The sequence below is a fragment of the Methylomicrobium agile genome, assembly GCF_000733855.1.
Classification (GTDB): Bacteria; Pseudomonadota; Gammaproteobacteria; order Methylococcales; family Methylomonadaceae; genus Methylomicrobium; species Methylomicrobium agile.
This window is the reverse complement of sequence record NZ_JPOJ01000001.1, coordinates 4,278,307-4,299,310: the sequence shown is the minus strand read 5'-3', so window position 1 is coordinate 4,299,310 and position 21,004 is coordinate 4,278,307. Positions and strand designations below refer to the sequence as shown.

Sequence of the window (21,004 nt, the reverse complement as noted above, 5' to 3'; positions counted from 1 at the left end):
ATGAAAAAATTCATGTTTAGTACCATCCTGCTATCTTCTGCCGCGGCGTTCAATGCCCAGGCTGTCGACACGGGACTGGAGAAGTGCATTGCCGCCGCGCAAGGCATCAAGAAAGGCGATATGTTGAAGCTCGAAAAACTGAAGGTTGACGGCAAGCCGCTGTACGAACTTGAAATCCGGGATGCCGAAGGCAAGGAATGGGAATTCATGTGCGATGCGGACAGCGGCCATATTACCGAACAGGAAAGCGAAGTCGACAAAGCGCACGACAAACCATTTAAGAGCAAAATGAAGGTCGGCGAGAAGGAAGCGGCCGACATCGCATTGAAAGCGCATCCCGGCAAGATTGAGGAAGTCGAGTACGAAATCGAAGACAACGGCGATCCATCGTACGAGTTCGATATCGTCGATGACAAAGGCGTCGAAACCAAGGTCGAGGTTGATGCGGTAACCGGCAAGATCATCGAAACCTCGACCGAAGACTGGGAAATCGGCGAGGAAAAGGAAGAAAGAAGATAAAGCTCGCCTCCCTAAAAAAGGACCATTCGTGCGGCTTATTGAAGTACGAACGGCCAGAGAGGGACTGAATCGGCTGGGATTTCTCAAAGTCCCGCTCTTTTTCTTGCTTGAGTGTCGGGATTGAGCGGGATCCCGAAAGGCTTGAAAAAAACTGCCAGGTTTAAGGTTTGACCGCCACGCCCCACGGGTAATGGCCGACTCCGATCGATTGGCGGACGCTCATCGTTTCGAGGTCGATGATCGAAATGTCGTTGCTGACGCCGTTGGTCGTGTACAGCCGTTTCTGATCCGGCGAAAAGGCCAAATTCCAGACCCGCTGGCCGACCAGAAAATAATTCTTGACTTCGAACGTCTCCGCATCGACCTGTGCGACCCGGTTCGCAGGACCCAAAGCGATATAGGCCCATTTGCGGTTCCGGTCGATCGCGGCGCCGACCGGCTGGATATTGTCCGGCGTCACGCCCGGAATCTCAAACTTGACCGTCTTGACGATCCGGCGCGTCTCGGTATCGATCACGGTCGCCGTGCCTCCCAGTTCCGAGGTGACCCATAGCTGTTTGCTGTCGGGAGTAAACGCCAATCCCCGCGGGCGCGTATCGACCAGCGTGTTGTCGACGATTTCCAGGCTTTTCTGGTCGATCCAGTGCACCATGTTGGTCGCTTCGGAGGCGTTTACAACCCATTTCGAATCCGGGCTGACGGCGACCGGTTCCGGTTCGACTCCGACTTTGATCTTTTTGACGGCTTTTTTCGAAGCGATATCGATCGCGGTGACCAGGCTATCGTCTTCGTTCGAGACATAGAGCCGGCTGCCTTCGGGATTCATCGCGAAAGTTTCCGGATCGTCGCCGGAGGGCAGGGTGCCGATCACCTTCAGCGTCTCCGTATCGACGATCTGCAGCGTGTCGTCGTCGCCGGCGGCGATGTAAAGATGCCGCTGGTCCTTGCCGAGTACGATTCCGCGCGGGCGCTGGCCGACCGGTACGGTTTTCAGCAGTTTGCCTTCGACGGGATCGACCACCGCCAGCGTGTTGTCTTTTTCCAGAGTCACGAACAGGGTTTCAGCGTACGCCGGGCCTCCGGCCAGAAGCAGAATCGTATAAACAAGGCGTTTCATAAAATTTCCGACAGGGGGGAATAACGTATTTTTCGGGAACAGTCCCGGTGCGCAAAGAAAATTCGCGTCATCTGGCTTCGAAAGGTCCCGCGGCGCCGGCATAGGGCGACTGGATCAAACCGTGGCGGCTGGCCAGCAGAGTCATTTCCGCCATCGTCTTGACTTCGAGTTTGTCTTTGATCGCGGTGCTGTGATTGCATACGGTCTTGTAGCTCAGGCAAAGCCTTTCGGCGATCTCGCGCGGAGTCAGGCCGTTCACCAGCAGGCGGAAAATATCGAACTCGCGCGGCGAAAGCCGTTTGATGCTGTCGGCTTTGTCCTGTTCGTTTACCATCGAGATCGCCACCCTTTGCGCCAATTCCGGCGCGATGAAAATGCCGCCTTGCGCAATCGTGCAGACGGCGGTAATCAGCGTGTCCGGCACGCTGGATTTGATGATGTAGCCTTTTGCCCCGGCCTTCAATGCCCGGGAGGCATAGATCGGCTCGTCGTGAATGCTGAATACCAGGATTTTACAGCGCGGATCGCGCTGCATGAGCCGGCGGATCGATTCGAAGCCGCCGATGCCGGGCATCGAAATATCCAGCACCACCACGTCCGGATGATGCCGGTCGTATGACTGGCAAGCGCTCTCGCCGCGGTCGGCTTCATAGATCATGCCGATGCTGTCGCACAGGGAGAGATAGGTTTTGTAGCCGGCTCTTACCACCGCATGATCGTCCACCAATAAGACGCTGATTTTTTCAGGCATGCTCGTCCCCTTAAAAATAAGCAAGCATGATCCCTGTTATCGGCGACAAAATCCATAGGAAAAATTCCTTAATTTCTGGCTTGCGTCAATGCAGAGAACCTGTCGTGAGCGGCTGAATCTTCAATACAGGTGCACTGGAAAAATTCCTTAATCATTAAAGGAAAAATTCCCTAACCGGATTTCGGGAAATTTTTTAAAATCACTCTCCCCAGGACTTATTGAGGGGCTGTCGGCCTTATGGTTGCGCCGTCATAAACCTTGAAATGCTGGGTAATTCCTCATGAGCGGTCGTACGGAGATAAGATGTTCCCCCCGGCAAGGAAGTGAGCGATGCGCGACAGGCCGTTTGTTACTCGATTGCCTGTCCTCATCGCTCCGGCTTCCATCCGTGTTTGTGCCGACATGGCGGGGCAGGCCGTGAAATCAGGGTCAGTAATCGTCTTCTTCTCATTCGGTCCGCAGGCGCCTGCGGGCTTTTTTGTTGGGACAAAAATAACCGCTTGGCCGCAAGAAAGGCATTCAAGAAGATACAAGATTAAGCGATAGTCTTCCGGCGGCAAATGGATGGGTAGCCACTCAGCCCGGTAGTTTTCCGATTTCCGGCTTGTACGCGATAGGGAAGCGCGATCCGTCGGTCGAGCGGAGCCGAAGTCAAAAATTCTGCCGTTGCGTGCGCTATGAAAACGCTCTAAAACCCGATGGGCCGGCGTCGGCCGGCCCGTATGAAAAAATTTAGGGTTATGCCGGGCGGCCTTACGGCGCTGCCGTTTCGGCAGTGGCGCCGGCAGGCGCAAAGCCTTTGGCTTCGATTGTGAGGAGCGGCTGGCCTTCTTGTCCCATTTGGCGGAATTTCAAGGCGCCGGGGAGAACGACGGGATTTTCGTCGGCAGCACAGGCGGTTTTAACCAGCAGCCAGGGAGAATCCCGGAAAGATGAGCCGTCGTCGTCGCGATAATTCAAATCGCTCGAGAAATCGACCCAGTTTTCGTCGATGGGGGCGTCGTCGAGCAGAGGTTGCGCTTCGCTCTCGTTTTCCGGCTCGAAAACCAGCGAGGTGTTGGTCAGCCCTGCGCGGTAGACGACTTCGTCGGCGTTCGAGGTGAACCAGTAAGCGATTTCGGGGGACCGGCCTTCGACTCCGCCGCGCAGAATGTCGTTGATTTCAAAGAACTGCTTGCCCGGTGTGATGCGATCGGCATCGACATTGTTCAGGCGGATTTTGGCGCCGTAAATGCAGCGGCCTTCTTCCGTATTGCGCCAAACCCGGTCGGTCACGAAGCCGATAGTGATCTTGACGCGCCTGAATATTCTGTTGAATCCGTTCAGGACAATGGGACGCCTGGCATTCTTGATCTGCTTGTAGCCGTCGGGAATTTTCGGAATGGCGCAGGTATTGTTGGCTCCGCCATTGGGCGCGAACGTAGGAGGGATGGAGCCTTCCTCGTCGGCGCCGAACTCGCCCGTTAGATTGCAAAGCGTGTAGGCCGAAAGTCCCCCTTCCTCGACTTCGAATCCTTCTTCGGATAAGGCGACGAAACCGGTGGCCATCGCGGAGGTGGAGCCGAACCATAGCGCGCCGACCAAGGCGCTGTGCAGTATGTGTTTGTTCATGATTTTCTCTGTTGTTATTGAACGTTTACCCTCTACGGCCGGGCCTCGCTTTCACCCGTCCGCAGAGCCCATCGATCCGTCCCTGTACAAGGCGGTCGATCATACGCGCTGACCCGTTCGTAACGAAGGGAAAAAGTCACTGAATAAACAGGGAAAATTTCCCGTGATGAATGGCTTGCCACTTTTTATCATAGCCGGCCGCTTTCCGAGATTATTTACACGCCGTCCTATGTTGCCTTCAAAATCCGCCCTTTTTTCACCGTATGGACGGCGTTTGCGCCGGTTATGCCTGTTTGCGTTCGCTACGTGGGCCGGCCCTGTTTTTTCCGAAAACGTCGACGAACCCGGTCCCGACGAACTCGAAACCGTGACCGTCGAGGACGAGAAATTAACCCGAATCGGGCCGTGGGAAGGTCTGCAATTAACCAGGGAAGAAATCCCGGCGAACGTGCAGTCGCTGAGCGGCAAAGACATCAAGTCGTCCTTGGCGACCAGTCTGGGCGATTTGATGAACGGCAAGCTCCAGTCGGTCAACGTGAACGATTATGCGGGCAATCCGTTTCAGATGGACATTACCTTCCGCGGCTTTTCCGCCTCGCCGCAGCTCGGTACGCCGCAAGGGCTTTCGGTCTTTCTGGACGGGGTCAGGGTCAACGAACCGTTCGGCGATGTCGTCAACTGGGACCTCATCCCGATGAACGCTTTGGCCGGGCTCGACGTGTTTCCGGGCTCCAATCCCCTGTTCGGCTTGAATACGCTGGGCGGCGCATTGGCTTTGCGCACGAAAAACGGATTCGACGATGCCGGGGTGGATGTCAGTTTTCAAGGCGGCTCCTGGGACCGCAAAAAAGGCGAACTGACCGCCGGCTGGAACAAAGGGAAACTCGGCGCTTTTGTCGCGTTTACCGGTTTCGACGAGGCGGGCTGGCGGATCAATTCTCCCTCGCAGGTCAATCAAGGTTTTGCCCGGTTCGATTGGCGTGACGATCATTTTTCGCTGCGTTTCAGTACCCTGGCGGTCGGCAACAAGCTGCTCGGCAACGGCCTGATACCGAAGGATATGTATAATCAAAATCCGGCATCGGTGTTCACTTCGCCGGACCGTACCGAAAACGAGCTGCAGCAATATAATCTGGGCGGCGAGCTCTTTTTCAGCGACAATCTGAGCCTGACCGGCCAGATCTATCGCCGGGACAGCCGCCGCACCGCGCTGGCCGGGGATATTTACGAAGATTTCGACGAGATGGACGAAGGCCGGGGCGCAAACAAGCTGGAGGCGGTTCCGGAGCAGCCGACGGCCAATGGCCAGCCCGTGCCCGTTTGCCGATACCAGGACGTCAATCGCGACAATATTCCGGATTATTACCTCGTTAAAGATCTTAACGGAGACGATTATCTCGACGACGACGAATACGAGGTCATCGACCCCAGCACCATTAACGCCCCGCTGAATTGGAAACTCGCGGAAGACAATGTCGAGTTGTTGCCGCCGCTAAACGCAAACGAAGGATGCGGGCGCCTTCGCTACAACAATCCGGGCGGCCCGGGTTCGCCGGTGCGTCCGCGCAACGGGAAGGCATGGCCCGCAAGCTCCGCCGCTTCCAAGGGCTGGGTCGAAGGCACGCCGATCGGCGTGTTGAGCAATACGGAGATCGGGCAGCAGACGGATGGCGCTTCCCTGCAATTGAACTGGAACAGCGATCGGCATAAATTCATGTTCGGCGCATCGATCGATGCGGCCGATACCGACTTCGAAACCAGCCAGCGCTTGGGATTGATCGACGCGGAGCATCGCGTCTACAGCGATCCGGCAAACATCGACCCCATTTATCTGGCCGCCCGCGAAGATATCCGCAACAATTCGTTTACCGGAAAATCCACGACATTCAGCGGCTATTTCAGCGAAACGTATTCCCCCAAGGAAAATCTGCATCTCAGCGTTTCCGGGCGCTTCAACCAGACGCGCGTGAAAAACCGCGTTCGGGCCCGGACGCGCACCGGTTTCGAAGCGCTGCACCAAATTCTCGACATCCATAAGGTCAGGCCCAATGTCATCCTTTGCAGCGGGACTGATCCGGATACCTGTCCGGCCGAGGCGAACTACAATATCGGCGAGTTCGATCAGGATGTCAGGCAGCCGCTCGATCCGACGCTGGGATTGGGCCGGTACAGCGAAACGCCGACTGCGGAAACGTTCGACTATACCTCGTTCAATCCTTCGGTCGGGATCAGTTACCTGCCTTTTAAGGACAAGGCGGTTTTTTATAAGGATTTGAATCTGTTTTTCAACTGGAGCCAGGGGACGCGTACGCCGTCGAGCGTCGAACTGGGCTGCGCCTATGACGGAACCCTGGTCCCGGAGAACCCCGGCGACCCTGAATCGCCCTTGGCGCCGAAAAGCTTTGCCACGGTGGGCGGCGCCTGTACGCTGCCTACCGCGCTTTCCGGCGATCCTTTCCTGCCGCAGATTTTTTCCAACAGCTTCGAATTCGGCATGCGCGGCAAGCTTTTTGGGGATTTGGAGTGGAACGCCGCCGTTTACCGTACCGATCTCGAAGACGACATTTATCTGGTCGGCCTGACCCCGGACCGCAGCTTCTTCGATACCATCGGCAATACCCGCCGGCAGGGGATCGAATTCGGTTTTTCCGGAAAAGCCGGCATCGTCGACTTCAGCCTGAATTACGGCTATACCGATGCGACCTTCCAGTCGCCCCTGGTCATGGTCAGCCCGCACAATAGCAGCGCGGCGGTGATCGCGCCCGACGATTACGATTATTTGAGCCAGGTGCAATACGACAGCAAGGGACGGCCTTTGAACGCGCTGGACGACATGATCGAAATCAAGCCGGGCGACCGCATGCCGGGCATTCCCCTTCACAATATCAATGCGTCGTTGAATTTTCACCTGACCCCGAAATGGGAGTTCGGCATCAATATGATCGCCCATTCCTCGTCCTTCGTAAGAGGCAACGAAAACAACGCGCATAGCCAGGGAACTTACGATTACTATTACGGATATGACACCAGTATCAGCCGGAATCGGTTGCTGCTGCGGGGGCAACCGTTCAACGATGCGGGCAGCGTTTCCGGCTACGCCATTTTCAATTTGAAAACCCGCTACCAGATCACTCAAGGCTTGTCGGTATTCGGTATGGTCAATAATTTGTTTGACCGCCGGTACGCGACGGCGGGGCGCCTCGGCATCAATCCGTTCTCGCCTTCGGAGCGGGGTGCGATCGGCTCCAGCGGCTGGAATTACAATTCCCGTGACTGGCAGAACAGCACTTTCATCGGTCCGGGCGCGCCCCGCGCCTTCTGGGTGGGGCTCGATTACAAGTTCGAACTTTGACCGGCCGTGCCGTTTTGGCCGGGTTGTTCGTCGGCCATCTCGCCGTCGGAGTGTTGCTCCAACGCTTTTCCGTCGAGGTAACTCCATGTGCCGGCCGCGCCCGCAGCGATCGTCAGCGGTCCCAGATAAGCATCGACATACGCCGCCGAAAGCGCGATCAGGCCCAGAAAAACGCCGAGCACCGTGAAGCGCCGGCCGCTTTTCAATCCGTCGGTATAAGCGCCCATTGCCAGGACCAGTAGAATCAGCAGGCCGGTTTCCTCATGATAGAGCCTGCCGGCATTGTGGTAGGCATAAATGACGACCGTCGCGAATACGCAGCCGGCCCAGTGCAGCAGGCGGGGCTGGAGGCTTTTCCGGTCGTTCCGGTTGTCCAGGTAAGCCGGCGCGGTTGCGGCCAGTCCCAGGACGAACAGCATGAGCAGCCAATAATAATGGCAATGGTCCTGGGCAGTGCGGGTGATGTAAGCGCCCAATAAAGACAGCGCCAGTAATCCGACGAACACACGGTGCGGGGTCAATTGGATGTTTTTGATCATGTCGGCATTCCAAAATTGGGTTGAAAGTTTGTTTATCGGCTTCGTGTCTACCCAACGCGCCCGCAGGCATGATGAGCCTAATTGTAGGGTACGCTGCGCGTACCTTTATTCATAAGGTACGCGCAGCGTACCCCACGACTTTTCGCCGAATGGAGAGCAAAGCATTTTTTGACCGCCTCAGGCCGAACGGCCAGTACACGATTACCGTCATCAAAAGGGCAAACAGGGCCGGTTGCCGGCGTACGTCAACGGCAACTTTTTTGGTCAGCGCGAATTCGGGGCGCTGTACCGCCTCGGCCAGCGCTTCCGCATCGCTCAGCCGTACATAGCGAAGTCCCGCAGCGAGCGCCAGCTCTTCCAGGTAAGTTTCGTGCAGCGCGCTCAGATGCTCGCTGCCGGTCACCTTGGCGCTGCCGAACGGGGCGTTACGGGCGTTGTAGCCTTCGATCTGCGACGGATCCAGATTCGATTCGCCGAACGAGGAGCGGTGCGGCACGTCGCCGGCCGTGTAATAACCGGCGGGTTCGCCGCGGCTGTCGAACTTCGGAATCGGCACGGCGGTCAGGCCGCCGGCACCGACGATCATGCCTTTGACCTTGCCTTTCAGATCGGAAAAGGCGGGCCGATAGCGCGGATTCGGCGGCGGCGCTTCATGGCCGTCGGTGATGAAGATGACTGACCCGTCCCGGTTTTGCAGCATGTCCAGCGTATTCATCAGACCCTGGGCGATGTTGCTGTCGGCGGCCCAGGCCATGCGCCAGTCGATCTGGGCGATCGCGGCGTCGATTTCCGCATAGGAACCGCACACCTCGATCGGTTCGAACAGCAGCGTCGAGCGCCGCTCGGTGAACAGCCCCAGTCCGACTTTGGACTGGCAGGGCAGTTTGACCAGCAGGTCGCGCAAGGTCCGCTTGACGAATTCGAGCCGGCTGACCGGGCGGCCGTCCTGCGTAAAGTCGGCCGCATTCATGCTGCGGGTGATGTCGACGATGAAGGTCAGGTTGTAAACCGGCCGTTCCTGCTCCTCGGCAGGGCGCGCAAACAGCACGCCCATTGCCAGAACCGCCAGCAGCAGGCACACCGTTCGGTAATCTTTCAACGAAAAATGCATCATTTGAATGGACCTAAGGTAAATTTCTCGCCGGACGGGGCATATTGCCCCGTCCGTAGGATTTTTTGCATGCTTTGATTTATCGGCATCTGCAGAATGTAAGGGACGGGATTAAAAACCAATGTCGTTAAGTTAAGGCCAAAACGTCATTCCGGCAGGGATTGCCGGACGACTGCATGGATGCAGGAAGTAGGGCAACGCAGGGAGCAGTTGCCGAATCCAGAAGCCACGGATGGCAAGCGTGAATACCTCCCTGTAACCTGGATCTCGGCAATCCCTGCCGAGATGACGGCTTAACTTAACGGCATTGGGTTAAACACTCCGTCCCGCTGGGACAATTTTCATGATGGGTTTCGGCTGTCGCCTCTCGGCAATTGCTCCCTGCGTTGCTCTATCTCCTGCATCCATGCAGTCGTACCCATCCTACGGCAAACCGCGCGGAAATCCCGGCACGGTCGTCCACAATTGGGTTTTCTGCTGCACGGTTTCGTCCTCGTCGTCCGGCGAAATCCGGTCCATTTCCGGCAGCAGCCGCATCGCGGCTTCGAGATTGTACTTGGCGTCCCATTGCCGGCTGTCCAGCGCCAGCGATTGCCGGTAGGCTTGCTTGGCCAGGCCCGCGAGCGGCAGGGCGGCATTGATGTCCATTGCTTCGGCCTGGGCGATCGCCTGTTCGAGGTACAGATTGCCGAGGTTGTAGCGGCTTCTGGCTCGCTGCGCGGCATCGCCGTGGTCGATGACCAGGCTCAGCGTCGCCAGTGCCTCATCGTAGCGGTGTTTGTTTTTCAGATAATAGGCTCTGGCCAGCCTCAGCTCGAAGGGACCGCCGATGACGGATTCGACCTCGACGTCGCGGCCCGATACGAGGCGCGAGATCAGCGCATTGTTCGCATGAATCCGGTACAGATCGGCCGCGCCGTAGAGCAGGGCAAGAAGGCCTGCGACCAGCATCAGCCAGAGCAGGGGATGGAGTAACGGTCTCGTGTTCATGGTTTCGCTTCCGTTTTGACTTCGGCACCCTTGACCGCCAGCAGCAAGAGCAGCAGGATAAAGGAGGCCAGATAGCAGAGTCCGCTCAGATCCTGCCGGGGTATCCGTTCGAAATAATGGATCGGCAGATTTTCGAGCCGGCTGATGTCGGCGATGGCCTGTTTCATCGCATCCGGGCTTTCCGCCTGGTAAGCCTGGTAAGGAATGTTCAGGCTGGTGAAAAACTGGTGCAGATAGCGTTCGGGCATCGCCTGCGCGTTGTCGTCGCGCGGATCGGCAGGCGGGTCGTAGATGCCGGGACTGTTGGCCGTGCGCAGGAACAGCCAGTACAGGCGGACCTGTTTTTCCTTGAACCATTGCCGGAGCTTCTGTTCGCTGTCGTGGTCGATCGCGGCCGCGCCGTCGGATACCAGGACGATCAGCCGCGATCCGGAGACGATAGGCCGTTCGAAAAACGACAGCGCCATCCCCAGGCCCTTGCTGACATGGGTATAGGCCAGCGCCGGCGTCGCCGTCGCCGCGATCGCGGCCTTGACCGCCTCCTTATTTTCGGTCATCGGCATTACGAACAGCGGCGCGGTGCTGTATTCGGCCACCCCGATCAGATCGTGTTCGCGCCGGTTCACGAAATCGGTCAGCAAACGCCGGGCGGCGGCGGATTTGGATTCTTCGCCCTCGTTACCGTTCGGCGCGCGGCCGGCGAAGCTGTTGTCCATACTGTTGCTGCGGTCCAGAAGCAGCACGATTTCGGCGCCGTGGCCGATGCGTTCGACGCTCTGGCCGCGGCGGTGCAGCCCGGCCATGCCGAGCACCAAGCCGGCCATCGCCAGCATCGCGAACAGCCGGATCAGCCAGGCCAGAAGCTCGGACAGCGGGTCGGGCGGCAGCAGCATCAGGCCCGGATGGGTATGTTCGCGCATACCCTTGCCGACCAGCGGCAGCAACGCCAACGGTAGCGCGGCCAGCAGCCACGGCGATTCCACGCCCAGACTCATCGGCTGCCCCGTTCGATTTGCCGGCAGGCCTGGCACAGCGCGGTCAGTTTTTGCCGGTCCAGCACCGTCGCGGAAACATTGCGGCTGAAAAAATAATGGTTGGAATAATTGAAAAACCAGTTCAATTGGCTATCCAAACGGCGATACTCGGGATGGGACTCGTAAAAGCCGGCCAGCTGATGCTGATACAACGGCTGCCGGTTCAGTGCGTTCAGTGCCCGATGCACGATGCGCAGGGCTTCGGCCATGTCTTTTTCCGGGATACGGGACAGCCGTTTCAACGCCTGCTTGAACAGGGTGCGCCGCCGCAAAGCGGGGAAATAACCGTACAGGTAAGCGAGCACAGCGGCGGCGACCGCCGCGGCGCCCGAACCGGCCGTAATCAGGGTCATTGCCTGCCGCGTGTCCAGTCGCGGCGGCGGGCTGTCGGGCCTGATCGAAGCTCCGCCTTCGGCGCTTTTGACCGCCAGATCGCGCAACGGCGACATCGTAAAACGCCAGGGCGGAACCTCTTTGCCGAAAGCGCTGTCGCCGCTGCCGAATTGCAGGGTGAAACCGGGCAAATTCAGGGTTTTGACCGTTAGCGGCGCGTAAAATACCTGGTAGCGGAGGTCGAGCCGGTAGCGTTGGCCGTCCTGTTCGACCTCCAGCCGGTTCAGGTTCAGCCAGCGATTGATGGGGCCTTCGGCCGGCAGGCTGGCGGTGTTCAAGGTGATGCCGGGACGGGTTTCGATCAGGATCTGCTCCCGAATTTCGTCGCCGATCACATAGCCGAAAGGCCTTGGCGTTTCGACCTCGAAGCGGATCAGCGCTTCGTCGGACGCGCCGGAGCAGCCTAACAGCAGTAAGGGAGTCAGGATCAATAAGCGTTTCATGCCGCTCTCTGGTGTAAATAGCGATTGATGGCGGGAATGTCGCAGTGTTCGATGAACAGCGGCTCGCTGCCGAAGGCGCGAAAGGCCCCGATCAGGCGCTGCCGGCGCTCTGCGTAGGCGTCGACGATCCGCTCCCGAAGGGACGGGCGCATGACCAGAGTGCGGGAGGCGCCGCTTTCGATGTCGCGGACGGACAACAAGCCCCAGGAAGGCAACTGCCGGTATTCGCCCGGATCCCACAGTATCAAAGGAACGATGTCGTGCATTTGCAGGGAGGCCAGCAGGTCGCGCAGGTGCGCAAGCGGAAAATGGGCATCGGTTAGCAGAAACAGCAGCGTCCGTTCGGCGGGCAGATAGGCGGCGGCATTCCTGAGTCCGGATGCGCTGCCCGACAGCTGCGCGTCTTCAAGCCGGCAGGCGAGGCCGGATACCGCGGCCTCATGAAGGCCGGCGGGCAGCAGCCAGCGCGGCTCGATGTCGTCGGCCGCGCCGATGAAGCCGAAGCGGTCGCCGTAGCCGAATGCCGAGCGCGCGAGCGTGCGCAGCAGGGTCGCCAGGATCTTCCGCTTGCCGGCATGACCCATCGACCCGGACAGGTCGGCGAGCAGATACACGTCGATCCGGCTCGGCTGCTGGTAGGCGCGTACGCGAAAATGCTCGAAAGGATCGAGCACGCTGGCCCGGAGGTCGAGGCGGCGGGGATCGTTGCTCGCGGCCAGCGGCTGGTGCTGTTTGAACAGCAGGCCGGCGCCGGTCATGCGGCCCGGATGCGCACCGGGGTACACCGCGCCGGACAGCCAGTGCAAGCGGTAATGAAGAAGATCGGCTTCAGGCATGGATTGGCGTTATATCGTCATTTCGGGAGCCCTGTGCGGAAAGTTCGAACTTCCCGGGATGGTAGGGTACGCTGCGCGTACCTTTTGGGGTGTTTGCCGTCCGAATACGTACAGAAGGTACGCGCAGCGTACCCTACACCGTTCATGGCGGTCGAGTGCGCCATTTATGGCGATCGAGTGTCGGGTGGATAATTCATGATTCATCGCAATGCCGGGAATTAAGGCGCGGCGACATGCTGCAGGATCGCGGAGGCCAATTGCGGTACCAGCTGTTCCTTGCGGTAACCGTACATCGGATTGATGAAGAGGCGGTGCCGGGTGCACACCTCGAATATCGCCTGCACGTCTTCCGGCAGTACGTAGTCGCGCGCTTCCAGCCAGGCGCGGGTTTTGGCAGCGCGGATCAGGTAACTCATGCCGCGCGGGCTGGCGCCGCTCAGCAGCAGCTGTTTCATTTCCACGTCAGCTAGGTGAATGCCGTAGCGCCCGGGATCGTGGGTCGCCTGCCAGAGGTCCAGCGCATAACGGCGCAGTTTCGGGCTGGTCTGTATTTTTTCCTGCAGCGTTTCTGCCAGATCGTTCAGTCGGTCGTAGGCGATTCCACCGGGATCGATGCCGGCGATCAGGCGGTCGACATCGTGAAAACGGGGATCGAACATCAACTGTTCGAGCAGGTTCTCGTCTTCGGGACGCTCGATGCGGATTTCCATCATGAAGCGGTCTTTCGCGGCGGCGGGCAGTTCGAAGGTTTCTTCCCTTTCGACCCGGTTGCGGTCCGCGAATACCTGAAAGTGGGGCATCGCATGCTCGCGGTTGAAGGCATTGACGCTGCGTTCGGCCATCGCCCGGAGCAGCAGCGAATGCACCTGGGGGCGGGCGCGGTTGATTTCGTTGAAGAAAAACGTGCTGAGCCTTTCGCCCTGTTTGAGCAGGGGGCCCGGATCGACGCGCGGCCGGCCGTTTTCGTCGAGATAGGTGTAATAAACCAGATCGGCGGGCATTAGATCGATGGTGCCCTCGATGCGTTCGAAATGACCGCCGAGTCCTTGTGCAACGGCGCGCAGCAGGGTTGTCTTGCCGACGCCGACATGGCCTTCGAGCAGCACGTGGCCGCGCGCGAAAACCGCAATCACGATCTGCCTGACGGCCGGCTGCATGCCGATCAGGGTTTGATTGATCTGGTGTTCAAACCGCAGCGCCCGTTCGCGCCATTGGATTAATTCCGCATCGTTCATCATGGAGATTCGAAAAAAAACTCCGGCAGACACAAGCCGGAGTATTGAGTGGTATATTAGTCAAAAACGAGCTGGAACCGGTCTTGCCGTTCGCGGCTGGTCACCGCGAACGGCAAGGCTCGCCGCCGGTTCCGGATGACGCAGGCAGCGATATCAAGGGATCTGGAGAGATATCAATGATATCGGTAAAAATCGCCAGCTGGATTTTCACTTCTTTTCCGTTAGCTTCATGAATACTTGCGTAGGGTACGCTCGACTGCATGGATGCAGGGCAATGCAGGAGCAATTGCCGACGACTTGCAGGGATGCAGGAGGTAGGGCAATGCAGGAGCAATTGTCGAGTGCGTACCTTTTCGGCGTCCATAGCCACACACGGAATATTTAAAGGTACGCACAGCGTACCCTACGGAATTCTTCGGGTTCCCGCGCAGCGCGCGGGAACCCGACATGCCTCAGATTTCGTCCACGTCGTAAACGAACTTGCCGGTCTTGTTGAAATGTTCCCAGCGCTTCTGATTGCGCGCTTCCATTTCGGCGATCGACTGCGATTGTTTGTTCAGTTCGTTGGGGTCGTGTTTCGGGTCGTATTTGCTGCCTTCGACCTTGTCGGGATAGCCCGGCTTCGGCTCCCAGCACACGCCGGGCTCCTTGCAGTTGGTACCGTCGTAGGCTGCCGCGGTGAAGGTCGTTACCGCGAAGATTGCGGCTGCGCTGCATAAGAAAAGCTTTTTCATTTCAGATCTCCTCGTCATTGTTGTAACCATTTGGCTTTTTTCGGATCGCCTTTGTAGATGTCGCGGATCCAGGCCATGATCAGCAGCATTTCGTCGGTGTTCAAGTTGACGTACTGCGGCCCCATCATGCCGTTCGCGCCGCCGAACAGCAGCTCGAACAAGCCTTTGTCGGTCGCGTTGGCCGGATAAGTCCAGTAGTCGTCGGCCAGGCCCGGCCCCAGTTTGCCTTCGGCTTCGTGGCCGTGGCAGCCCGAGCAGGCGGTCATGAACAGGTCGTGGCCTTTTTTGACCGCTTCCGGATTGCCGTTGTAGGGGTTTTTTCCCGTTTCCTTGAACTGTTTGAAGGCTTCGGTATCCCCGCCTTTTTTGGCGACGCTCAAATCCAGCTGCTCGCCGGTGATCGCGTTGTGGAAAGTGATTTCCGCGATCGCGACCGAGCTCAACAGGGCGAGGCTCAGCGATGCGGCGGCAAAAATGTGTGTCGTTTTCATAATTTTCCTGATTGTTTTTAATTAGCCGGTCGATTCGGGTTCATCCAGCAAAGGCATGCCTTCTTCTTCCAGGACATCCTCGATATCGTCCTCGGCTTTTTCCAGCGCCCGGTTCAAATCGGCCAGCAAGGCCGGTTTGTCCTTGCGTACGCCGATCGAAGTGCTGTAATGATGGCCGACCTTCTGGCCGTCCGCGCGCTTATTGTCGTCGGGAATCACGGTCATGGTCAGCGGCGTCTGCGACGCTTTCACATAGCGCGCCGCCGCCGGTCCCCACAGCACCGCGATCTCGGCGTTGCCGGAAGCGACTTCGGACACCAGCTTCGCGTTGTCGTATTTCACATACTGGTTGCGCTTCGATCTAAAGCCGACCAGTTCCTGCGAATAATTGAACATGTCGTTGTAGCGTCCGATTGCCCGCAGCATTGTTTCGGCCGGCGTTCCCGGTACGAAGGCGATCTTCTTGGCCTTGCGCAACGCTTCGCTGTTCCAGTTTTCGACGTCAAGATCGTCCTTTTCGCGGGTAATGAACACGTAGCCCGAACGGTAATAAGGCCGGGTCGTCAGGACTCTCGGGTCGCCGGTGTCGACGCCCATCGTGATGTCGCACAGGCCTTTGTCGAGGTAGTCCCGCACGTAATAGCGCGGGTCGGTCCAATAGACCATCTCGACCGGCCTGTTCAGGGTTTTGCCGAGCAGGGACGCGATCTTGTTTTCGAAGCCTTCGCCCTTTTTGTTCGAATACGGCATTTCGTCTTCGGCCGCGCAGACTTTTAACGGTTCTTCGGCCACTGCCGGCGCATTGACGGCGAGTAAGCTTGCCGTCAGGCTGAAAGCGGCCGATAACAGTTTCATTTGATCCATTTGTGTAATTCTCTATTGGTGCATATTGATCCGTGCGGATTCGTAGGATGGGTAACGACTACAAGGATGTAGGAGCTAGAGCAATGCAGGAGCTATTGCCGAGAGCGAAGAGAAACCCATCAGTAGGCCGCAATGGATTCTGAACGATGGGTTTCGGCTATTGCTTCTACCCATCCTACCGCCTCTACCCATCCTACGCTGTTAACGCATCGATCAATTATCCAGTGCGAAGACCATCACGCCGCCGCCCTGTTGGGTGTAGTGCGCGAGTTCCTTGAAGGCGCCCACCGCGCCCAGACCGGCGGTCGGATCCTGAAGGTCGAACACCAGGCCGACGCCAGGCCAGCCGCCGACGCCGTAATAGATTGCGACGTACTGCTTGCCGTCATGCCCGTAGGTGATCGGATGGCCGATGACGCCGGAAGGCAGCTTGAATTTCCACAGTTCCTTGCCGTTGCGCGAATCCAGCGCCTTGATGTAGCCGTCGAGCGTGCCGTAGAACACCAAGTCGCCCGCAGTGGCCATCGTGCCGCCCCAGACCGCGAATTTTTCCTGCACTTCCCAGTCGAATTTGCCGGTCACCGAGTTCATCGCCTTGACCTGGCCGAGCGTGCCTTTCGGGCCCGGATACATGTTCAGCGTCGCGCCGACAAAGAACTGGCCGGCCCGGTAAGGCAGCATGAACGGTTCCCAGTCCATGCAGATGTGGTTGATGCCCATGAAGAACAGTTGTTTTTCCGGGTCGTAGGACTCGATGCCCTGATTGTGGTAACCCATCGCAGAAGGGCAGATGCCTTTGGCCTGATGGTCCATGTGTGTGGAGTATTCCGGATCGCGGACCGGCAAGCCGGTTTTCAGATCGACTTTCTTGACCCAGTTGACCGTATCGTCAATCTTGAACGCGTTGACCAGATCGCCGTTTTCGCGGTTCAGGGTATAGACCAGGCCGTTACGGTCCGGGTGCGTCAGCAATTTGGTCATCTTGCCGTCGACCATCTGCTCGGACAGCCCCATGTAGTTGACGCCCGCGTAATCCCATTCGTCATGCGGTGTTTTCTGATAGCCGAATTTAGCCTCGCCGGTGTCGATGTCACGGCCCCAGATGGTCATTGTCCACTTGTTGTCGCCAGGACGCATTGTTTCGTTCCACGGCGCGGGGTTGCCCGATCCGTAATAGAGCATGTCCAGATCGGGGTCGAACGCATACCAGCCCCAGTTGGTGCCGCCGCCGATCTTCCAGGCGTCGCCTTCCCAGGTTTTCAGGCCCAGGCCGAACTGGCCGTAGTGGGGATTGTGGCTGTTGAAGTCTTTGGCCAGCTTGATGTCTTCGTCGGGCCCTGTCGCATAGACGCGCCAGGCCTGTTTGCCGTCCTTGATGTAATAGGCGGTCGCATAGCCGCGGACGCCCAGTTCGGCGCCTGAGGAGCCGACGATGACTTTATCCTTGGCAACGAACGGCGCGATGGTCAACGTCGAACCCATCGCGATGTCGGAGTTTTCCATTTTCCAGAGCAGCTCGCCGGTTTTTGCGTGCAGCGCAACCACGTTGCCGTCCAGTTGGTTCAGGAAGATCGTTGCCGGATAATCGGGACCTGCCGGCGCATAGGCGACGCCGCGGTTGACCACGTCGCAGCAGGCGACCGCGCGCGCGGCCGGATTTTGCTTCGGCTTGTACTGCCACAAAATCTTGTCGGGGTTGTTCAAATCGATCGCATAGACGTTGTTCGGATACGGGGTATGTACGTACATGATGCCATCGACGACCAGCGGTCCGCCTTCATGGCCGTTCAATACGCCGGTCGAAAACGACCATACCGGTTTCAGGTGATGCACGTTGCGCGTATTGATCTGCGTCATCTTGCTGAAATGGGTCGCGCCGTAGTCCTTGGTCTGCATGACCCAGTTGGTGTCTTCTTTCGACAGCCTGTCCAGTTCTTTGTTGGCCTCTGCCGGCAGCGCGGCCGCCAGAAACGCGCCGCCGCAAGCGAGCGACACGGCGGTGCGGGTGATTTTGGAAATCCGCATAATTCCCCCTCCAAGGGTTGTCTTTATTGAGCTGAATTTGAAAAGCCTGGATCCGGCGCCTCGGTAAAATCGGATTCGGCCTTCTTGATCAAAACGTTCACAGGGGTACCGAAGCGCGGATCCGAGCAAGCGACATGGTAGCCGAGCGGGAGAGGCGGGCGTTACGGAATAAACCTGTAATTCGGCTAGGAAAAAATCCGAAAAATCGAAAAGAAAAATTCCTGTATGTGGTTTTTCCGTGTGAGTCGGGAAAAGCTCCTTTTTTTTACTGTAGGGTACGCTGTGCGTACCATCGGGGGTTGAAAAGGTACGCACAGCGTACCCTACAGCGGCGAGGGGTAACCCAAGCAGGGCCAAAAGTATCTCAGGATGAGCGCCCGGCGGGGGAACCAAGGGGGAGAGATGATCGGCCTCATCCTTAACGGCATTTTTTTGGGGCAAGCCGGCGCGGTCCGCTTCATGCGCTCGACCGGTGTCGGTCAAGGCGGCGCCTGCCGCCGCACGGAAAGCCCGGCGGCAGGCGCGGGAGTTTATTTTTCGAGCTTGCTTTTCAGGCCGTCCAGCCCGTTTTTCAGGAAGGCGGTGACTGCTTTGACCGCGGCCTCGTCGTTCAGTTTTTCCGGGGGCGTATTGCCGGTATCGCCGCGGTAAAAGCGGCTCTTCATGGTCACGATCGAAGTGCCTTCGGTCTCGCCCGGCTTGACCTGGATTTCCATCGAGTAGGAACTGGCCGGAAACGCCTCGACGTTTTCTTTCTTGAGCCGGTAGCTGTATTCATGGTCCTTGTCGCTGTAATAATCCAGTTCCTCGGTCAGCTGGCCGCCGTTGTGCAGGGTCAGGGTACGGATACCGCCCGACTCGTGCTTGCCGTCGCCGGTGCTCTCCTTCACGTCCGGATGCCAGTCGGCAATCGCGCCGAACGCTTTGACCGCGTCCCAGACCTTTTCGACGGGCGCATTGATCGTAATACTTTCCAACCCTTTTTGCGGCGTGGGGCCATGCGCTTTCGCGGCGAGAGGAAAGAGTAGGATGCCCAATAAAATGACGAATGATCGTTTCATGATGTCGTGTCCGTAATGAAATGGGCCATTATCGAAAGCTTTGCCGAAATCATGGAGGGGGATTTTCCTGAAATGAAGTGGGGAGATTTCCTTTTTGCGGTTGCGGCGGAAAGCGGTTGACATGCGGTGCGCGTTACGGAACACTCCCGGCTTTTTGAAAACTGCTGTTTCCGTTTTTACGCATGCGTCCACGAACGATGAGTCTACGCTATCAAATCAATGTCAGAATTCTGTTGTCCTCGTTATGCATCCTGCTGCTCGGCGGCAGTATCGCGGTCTGGCAGGCGCGGCAGGCGGTCAACGAAGAAATCGACGCCTCGGTCAACATGGCGGCGCAACTGATCCGGCTGGGTTTTTCGCAGACCTTGTTCAACGAAGCCGAGTGGCTAAAGCGAATCAATTCGCTGAAGGAAACGCGCCATCTGGAGATCCAACTGCAGGCGCCCTCGGGGCAAGTGTTGAGCGTGACGCAAAAAGAAATGGGAAAATCCGACGTGGAACGGCCGCCACAGTGGTTCATCGCGCTGGTCGGCGGCAAACACAGCAAAACCGAACAGCCGATCATCACCGCGGACGGCAAGCAATTCACCTTGCTGATACGGGCCAATCCGCTCGACGAGATTACCGAAGTCTGGGGCGAGAGCGTCGCGTTTTTCATTTCGCTCTCGGTATTGACGCTGCTGACTTTTCTGGCGGTGCATCTGGCTTTCGACAAGGCGTTGAAGTCGATCGCCATCATCGTGAATGCGCTGGAGAACATCGAAAAAGGCGACTATCGGCAGAAACTGCCCGAATTTTCGACGCTGGAATACGACAGCATCGCGAAGGCGATCAATCACATGACCGATGAATTGAACAAGGTGCAGCAGGAGAACCGCGCGTTGGCCCAGCATTCGCTGGAAATTCAGGAAGACGAGCGGCAGCGGCTGGCGCAGGAACTGCACGACGAATTGGGGCAGTCCCTGACCGCGATCAAGGTGATGGCGGCCACCGCCGCGCATCAGAAAGCCGACATCAGGCAGACTACCGAGGCGATCGTCAGCATTTCCAACCATTTGATGAGCGTGGTGCGTTCGATGATGCATCAGTTGCATCCTTTGGTGCTGACCGAACTGGGCCTGAAGGCGGCCATCGAGGATTTGCTGAGCCATTGGAGCGCAAGGCATCCGGAGCTGCACTTGAGTCTGGATTGCTCCGATCAGGTGGATGGCCTCAATCAAAAAATCACCATCCAGATTTTCAGGGTCGTTCAGGAATGCCTGACCAATATCGTGCGCCATGCGGAGGCCAGCGAGGCTTCGATCGCGATCCGGATCGACCATGAACCCGAGGCGCGGTTGCGGCTGGAAGTGCGCGACAACGGCCGGGGCTGCGAGGACGGTAACCTCAAGGCCGGTTTCGGGCTTTTGGGGATGAGAGAGCGCATCCAGAGCCTGGGCGGGGAGTTCAGCATCGATACCGAGTTGCAGCAGGGGATGCGGGTTGCCGCGAGTATTCCGCTGGCGAATCTGCGTAGGTCCGATTAGCGCAGCGTAATCGGATGTATGTTTTCGGGCAGAGGTATGATCTTCTCTTTCACAATCGGAAAACTCGTAAGGCGGAACTGGTTTGCCGGGTTCCGCCTCGGGATGGTGGGTCGCTTGGCAATGGTGGCGGATTGTCTGGCGGTGAAACCGCCCTAGTGTGCCCGGCATGGGGCTAAAACTTGTTATCTGACAAGGAGATAACCGGAAGGAGTAACGGCAACCGTGGCGAAACAATACTTCCGGCAACGCTGGCACAATCGGCACGGCCGACTGCACGCTTCGCGCAGGCTGAAGGCAAAGCCCGTACCCCTTGAAACAGGCCAGCGGTTCGGTTGGGACATGGCGATTGGCGCGCAGCCCCATGCTGCAAAC

18 protein-coding genes are annotated in these 21,004 nt (G+C 58.0%); 3 read left to right on the top strand and 15 right to left on the bottom strand.

Annotated features, from left to right (window positions below; translation table 11 throughout):
* On the top strand, window positions 1–519 hold the full coding sequence (locus CC94_RS0119860; protein WP_031431920.1) for a PepSY domain-containing protein: 519 nt from the start codon (window positions 1–3) through the stop codon (window positions 517–519).
* Between the two features lie 160 nt (window positions 520–679).
* Here the strand turns inward: CC94_RS0119860 and CC94_RS0119855 are convergent, their stop codons facing one another.
* From CC94_RS0119855 to CC94_RS0119845, 3 genes are all read right to left on the bottom strand, one after another.
* Window positions 680–1,636, bottom strand: a complete 957-nt coding sequence (locus tag CC94_RS0119855) for a PQQ-dependent catabolism-associated beta-propeller protein (protein WP_031431919.1) — start codon at window positions 1,634–1,636, stop codon at window positions 680–682.
* Window positions 1,637–1,703: 67 nt separating this feature from the next.
* Window positions 1,704–2,387: a response regulator gene (locus CC94_RS0119850; RefSeq protein WP_036304167.1), complete on the bottom strand. Its 684-nt coding sequence runs from the start codon at window positions 2,385–2,387 to the stop codon at window positions 1,704–1,706.
* A 753-nt stretch (window positions 2,388–3,140) separates the two neighbouring features.
* Window positions 3,141–3,998, bottom strand: a complete 858-nt coding sequence (locus CC94_RS0119845) for a hypothetical protein (RefSeq protein ID WP_031431917.1) — start codon at window positions 3,996–3,998, stop codon at window positions 3,141–3,143.
* Between the two features lie 274 nt (window positions 3,999–4,272).
* Between CC94_RS0119845 and CC94_RS0119840 the strand changes: the two genes are divergently transcribed.
* A complete protein-coding gene (locus tag CC94_RS0119840; protein ID WP_245619792.1) occupies window positions 4,273–7,350 on the top strand; it encodes a TonB-dependent receptor in 3,078 nt (1,025 codons plus the stop codon).
* Here the strand turns inward: CC94_RS0119840 and CC94_RS0119835 are convergent.
* From CC94_RS0119835 to CC94_RS0119780, 12 genes are all read right to left on the bottom strand, one after another.
* Window positions 7,332–7,889, bottom strand: coding sequence for a hypothetical protein (locus tag CC94_RS0119835; RefSeq protein ID WP_005372690.1), 558 nt, complete (start codon window positions 7,887–7,889; stop codon window positions 7,332–7,334). The genes CC94_RS0119840 and CC94_RS0119835 overlap by 19 nt on opposite strands.
* Window positions 7,890–7,998: 109 nt before the next feature.
* Window positions 7,999–9,003 carry a vWA domain-containing protein gene (locus CC94_RS0119830; protein WP_005372688.1) on the bottom strand — a complete coding sequence of 335 codons (1,005 nt, stop codon included), beginning with the start codon at window positions 9,001–9,003 and terminating at the stop codon, window positions 7,999–8,001.
* A 420-nt stretch (window positions 9,004–9,423) separates the two neighbouring features.
* The gene (locus tag CC94_RS0119825) at window positions 9,424–9,990 is read right to left on the bottom strand and encodes a hypothetical protein (protein WP_005372686.1); all 567 of its coding nucleotides are present in this window, start codon (window positions 9,988–9,990) and stop codon (window positions 9,424–9,426) included.
* Window positions 9,987–10,985 (bottom strand): vWA domain-containing protein, encoded by a 999-nt coding sequence (locus CC94_RS0119820; protein ID WP_005372683.1) that lies wholly within the window; start codon window positions 10,983–10,985, stop codon window positions 9,987–9,989. Before CC94_RS0119820 ends, CC94_RS0119825 begins: the two co-directional genes overlap by 4 nt.
* A complete protein-coding gene (locus CC94_RS0119815) occupies window positions 10,982–11,860 on the bottom strand; it encodes a hypothetical protein (RefSeq protein ID WP_005372681.1) in 879 nt (292 codons plus the stop codon). Before CC94_RS0119815 ends, CC94_RS0119820 begins: the two co-directional genes overlap by 4 nt.
* Window positions 11,857–12,696, bottom strand: a complete 840-nt coding sequence (locus tag CC94_RS0119810; protein ID WP_005372679.1) for a DUF58 domain-containing protein — start codon at window positions 12,694–12,696, stop codon at window positions 11,857–11,859. Before CC94_RS0119810 ends, CC94_RS0119815 begins: the two co-directional genes overlap by 4 nt.
* A gap of 218 nt (window positions 12,697–12,914) precedes the next feature.
* Complete coding sequence (locus tag CC94_RS0119805) at window positions 12,915–13,934, bottom strand: AAA family ATPase (RefSeq protein ID WP_005372677.1); 1,020 nt, start codon at window positions 13,932–13,934, stop codon at window positions 12,915–12,917.
* A gap of 449 nt (window positions 13,935–14,383) precedes the next feature.
* A complete protein-coding gene (locus CC94_RS0119800; RefSeq protein WP_005372675.1) occupies window positions 14,384–14,665 on the bottom strand; it encodes a methanol dehydrogenase [cytochrome c] subunit in 282 nt (93 codons plus the stop codon).
* A 14-nt stretch (window positions 14,666–14,679) separates the two neighbouring features.
* Window positions 14,680–15,156, bottom strand: coding sequence for a cytochrome c(L), periplasmic (gene moxG, locus CC94_RS0119795; RefSeq protein WP_005372673.1), 477 nt, complete (start codon window positions 15,154–15,156; stop codon window positions 14,680–14,682).
* A 21-nt stretch (window positions 15,157–15,177) separates the two neighbouring features.
* Window positions 15,178–16,011, bottom strand: coding sequence for a methanol oxidation system protein MoxJ (moxJ, locus tag CC94_RS0119790; RefSeq protein ID WP_157203503.1), 834 nt, complete (start codon window positions 16,009–16,011; stop codon window positions 15,178–15,180).
* Between the two features lie 222 nt (window positions 16,012–16,233).
* Window positions 16,234–18,045: a methanol/ethanol family PQQ-dependent dehydrogenase gene (locus CC94_RS0119785; RefSeq protein WP_005372670.1), complete on the bottom strand. Its 1,812-nt coding sequence runs from the start codon at window positions 18,043–18,045 to the stop codon at window positions 16,234–16,236.
* Window positions 18,046–18,575: 530 nt separating this feature from the next.
* Window positions 18,576–19,106: an SRPBCC family protein gene (locus CC94_RS0119780; RefSeq protein WP_005372667.1), complete on the bottom strand. Its 531-nt coding sequence runs from the start codon at window positions 19,104–19,106 to the stop codon at window positions 18,576–18,578.
* A gap of 197 nt (window positions 19,107–19,303) precedes the next feature.
* Between CC94_RS0119780 and CC94_RS0119775 the strand changes: the two genes are divergently transcribed.
* On the top strand, window positions 19,304–20,632 hold the full coding sequence (locus CC94_RS0119775) for a LapD/MoxY N-terminal periplasmic domain-containing protein (RefSeq protein WP_031431913.1): 1,329 nt from the start codon (window positions 19,304–19,306) through the stop codon (window positions 20,630–20,632).
* The last annotated feature ends 372 nt before the right edge of the window (window positions 20,633–21,004 follow it).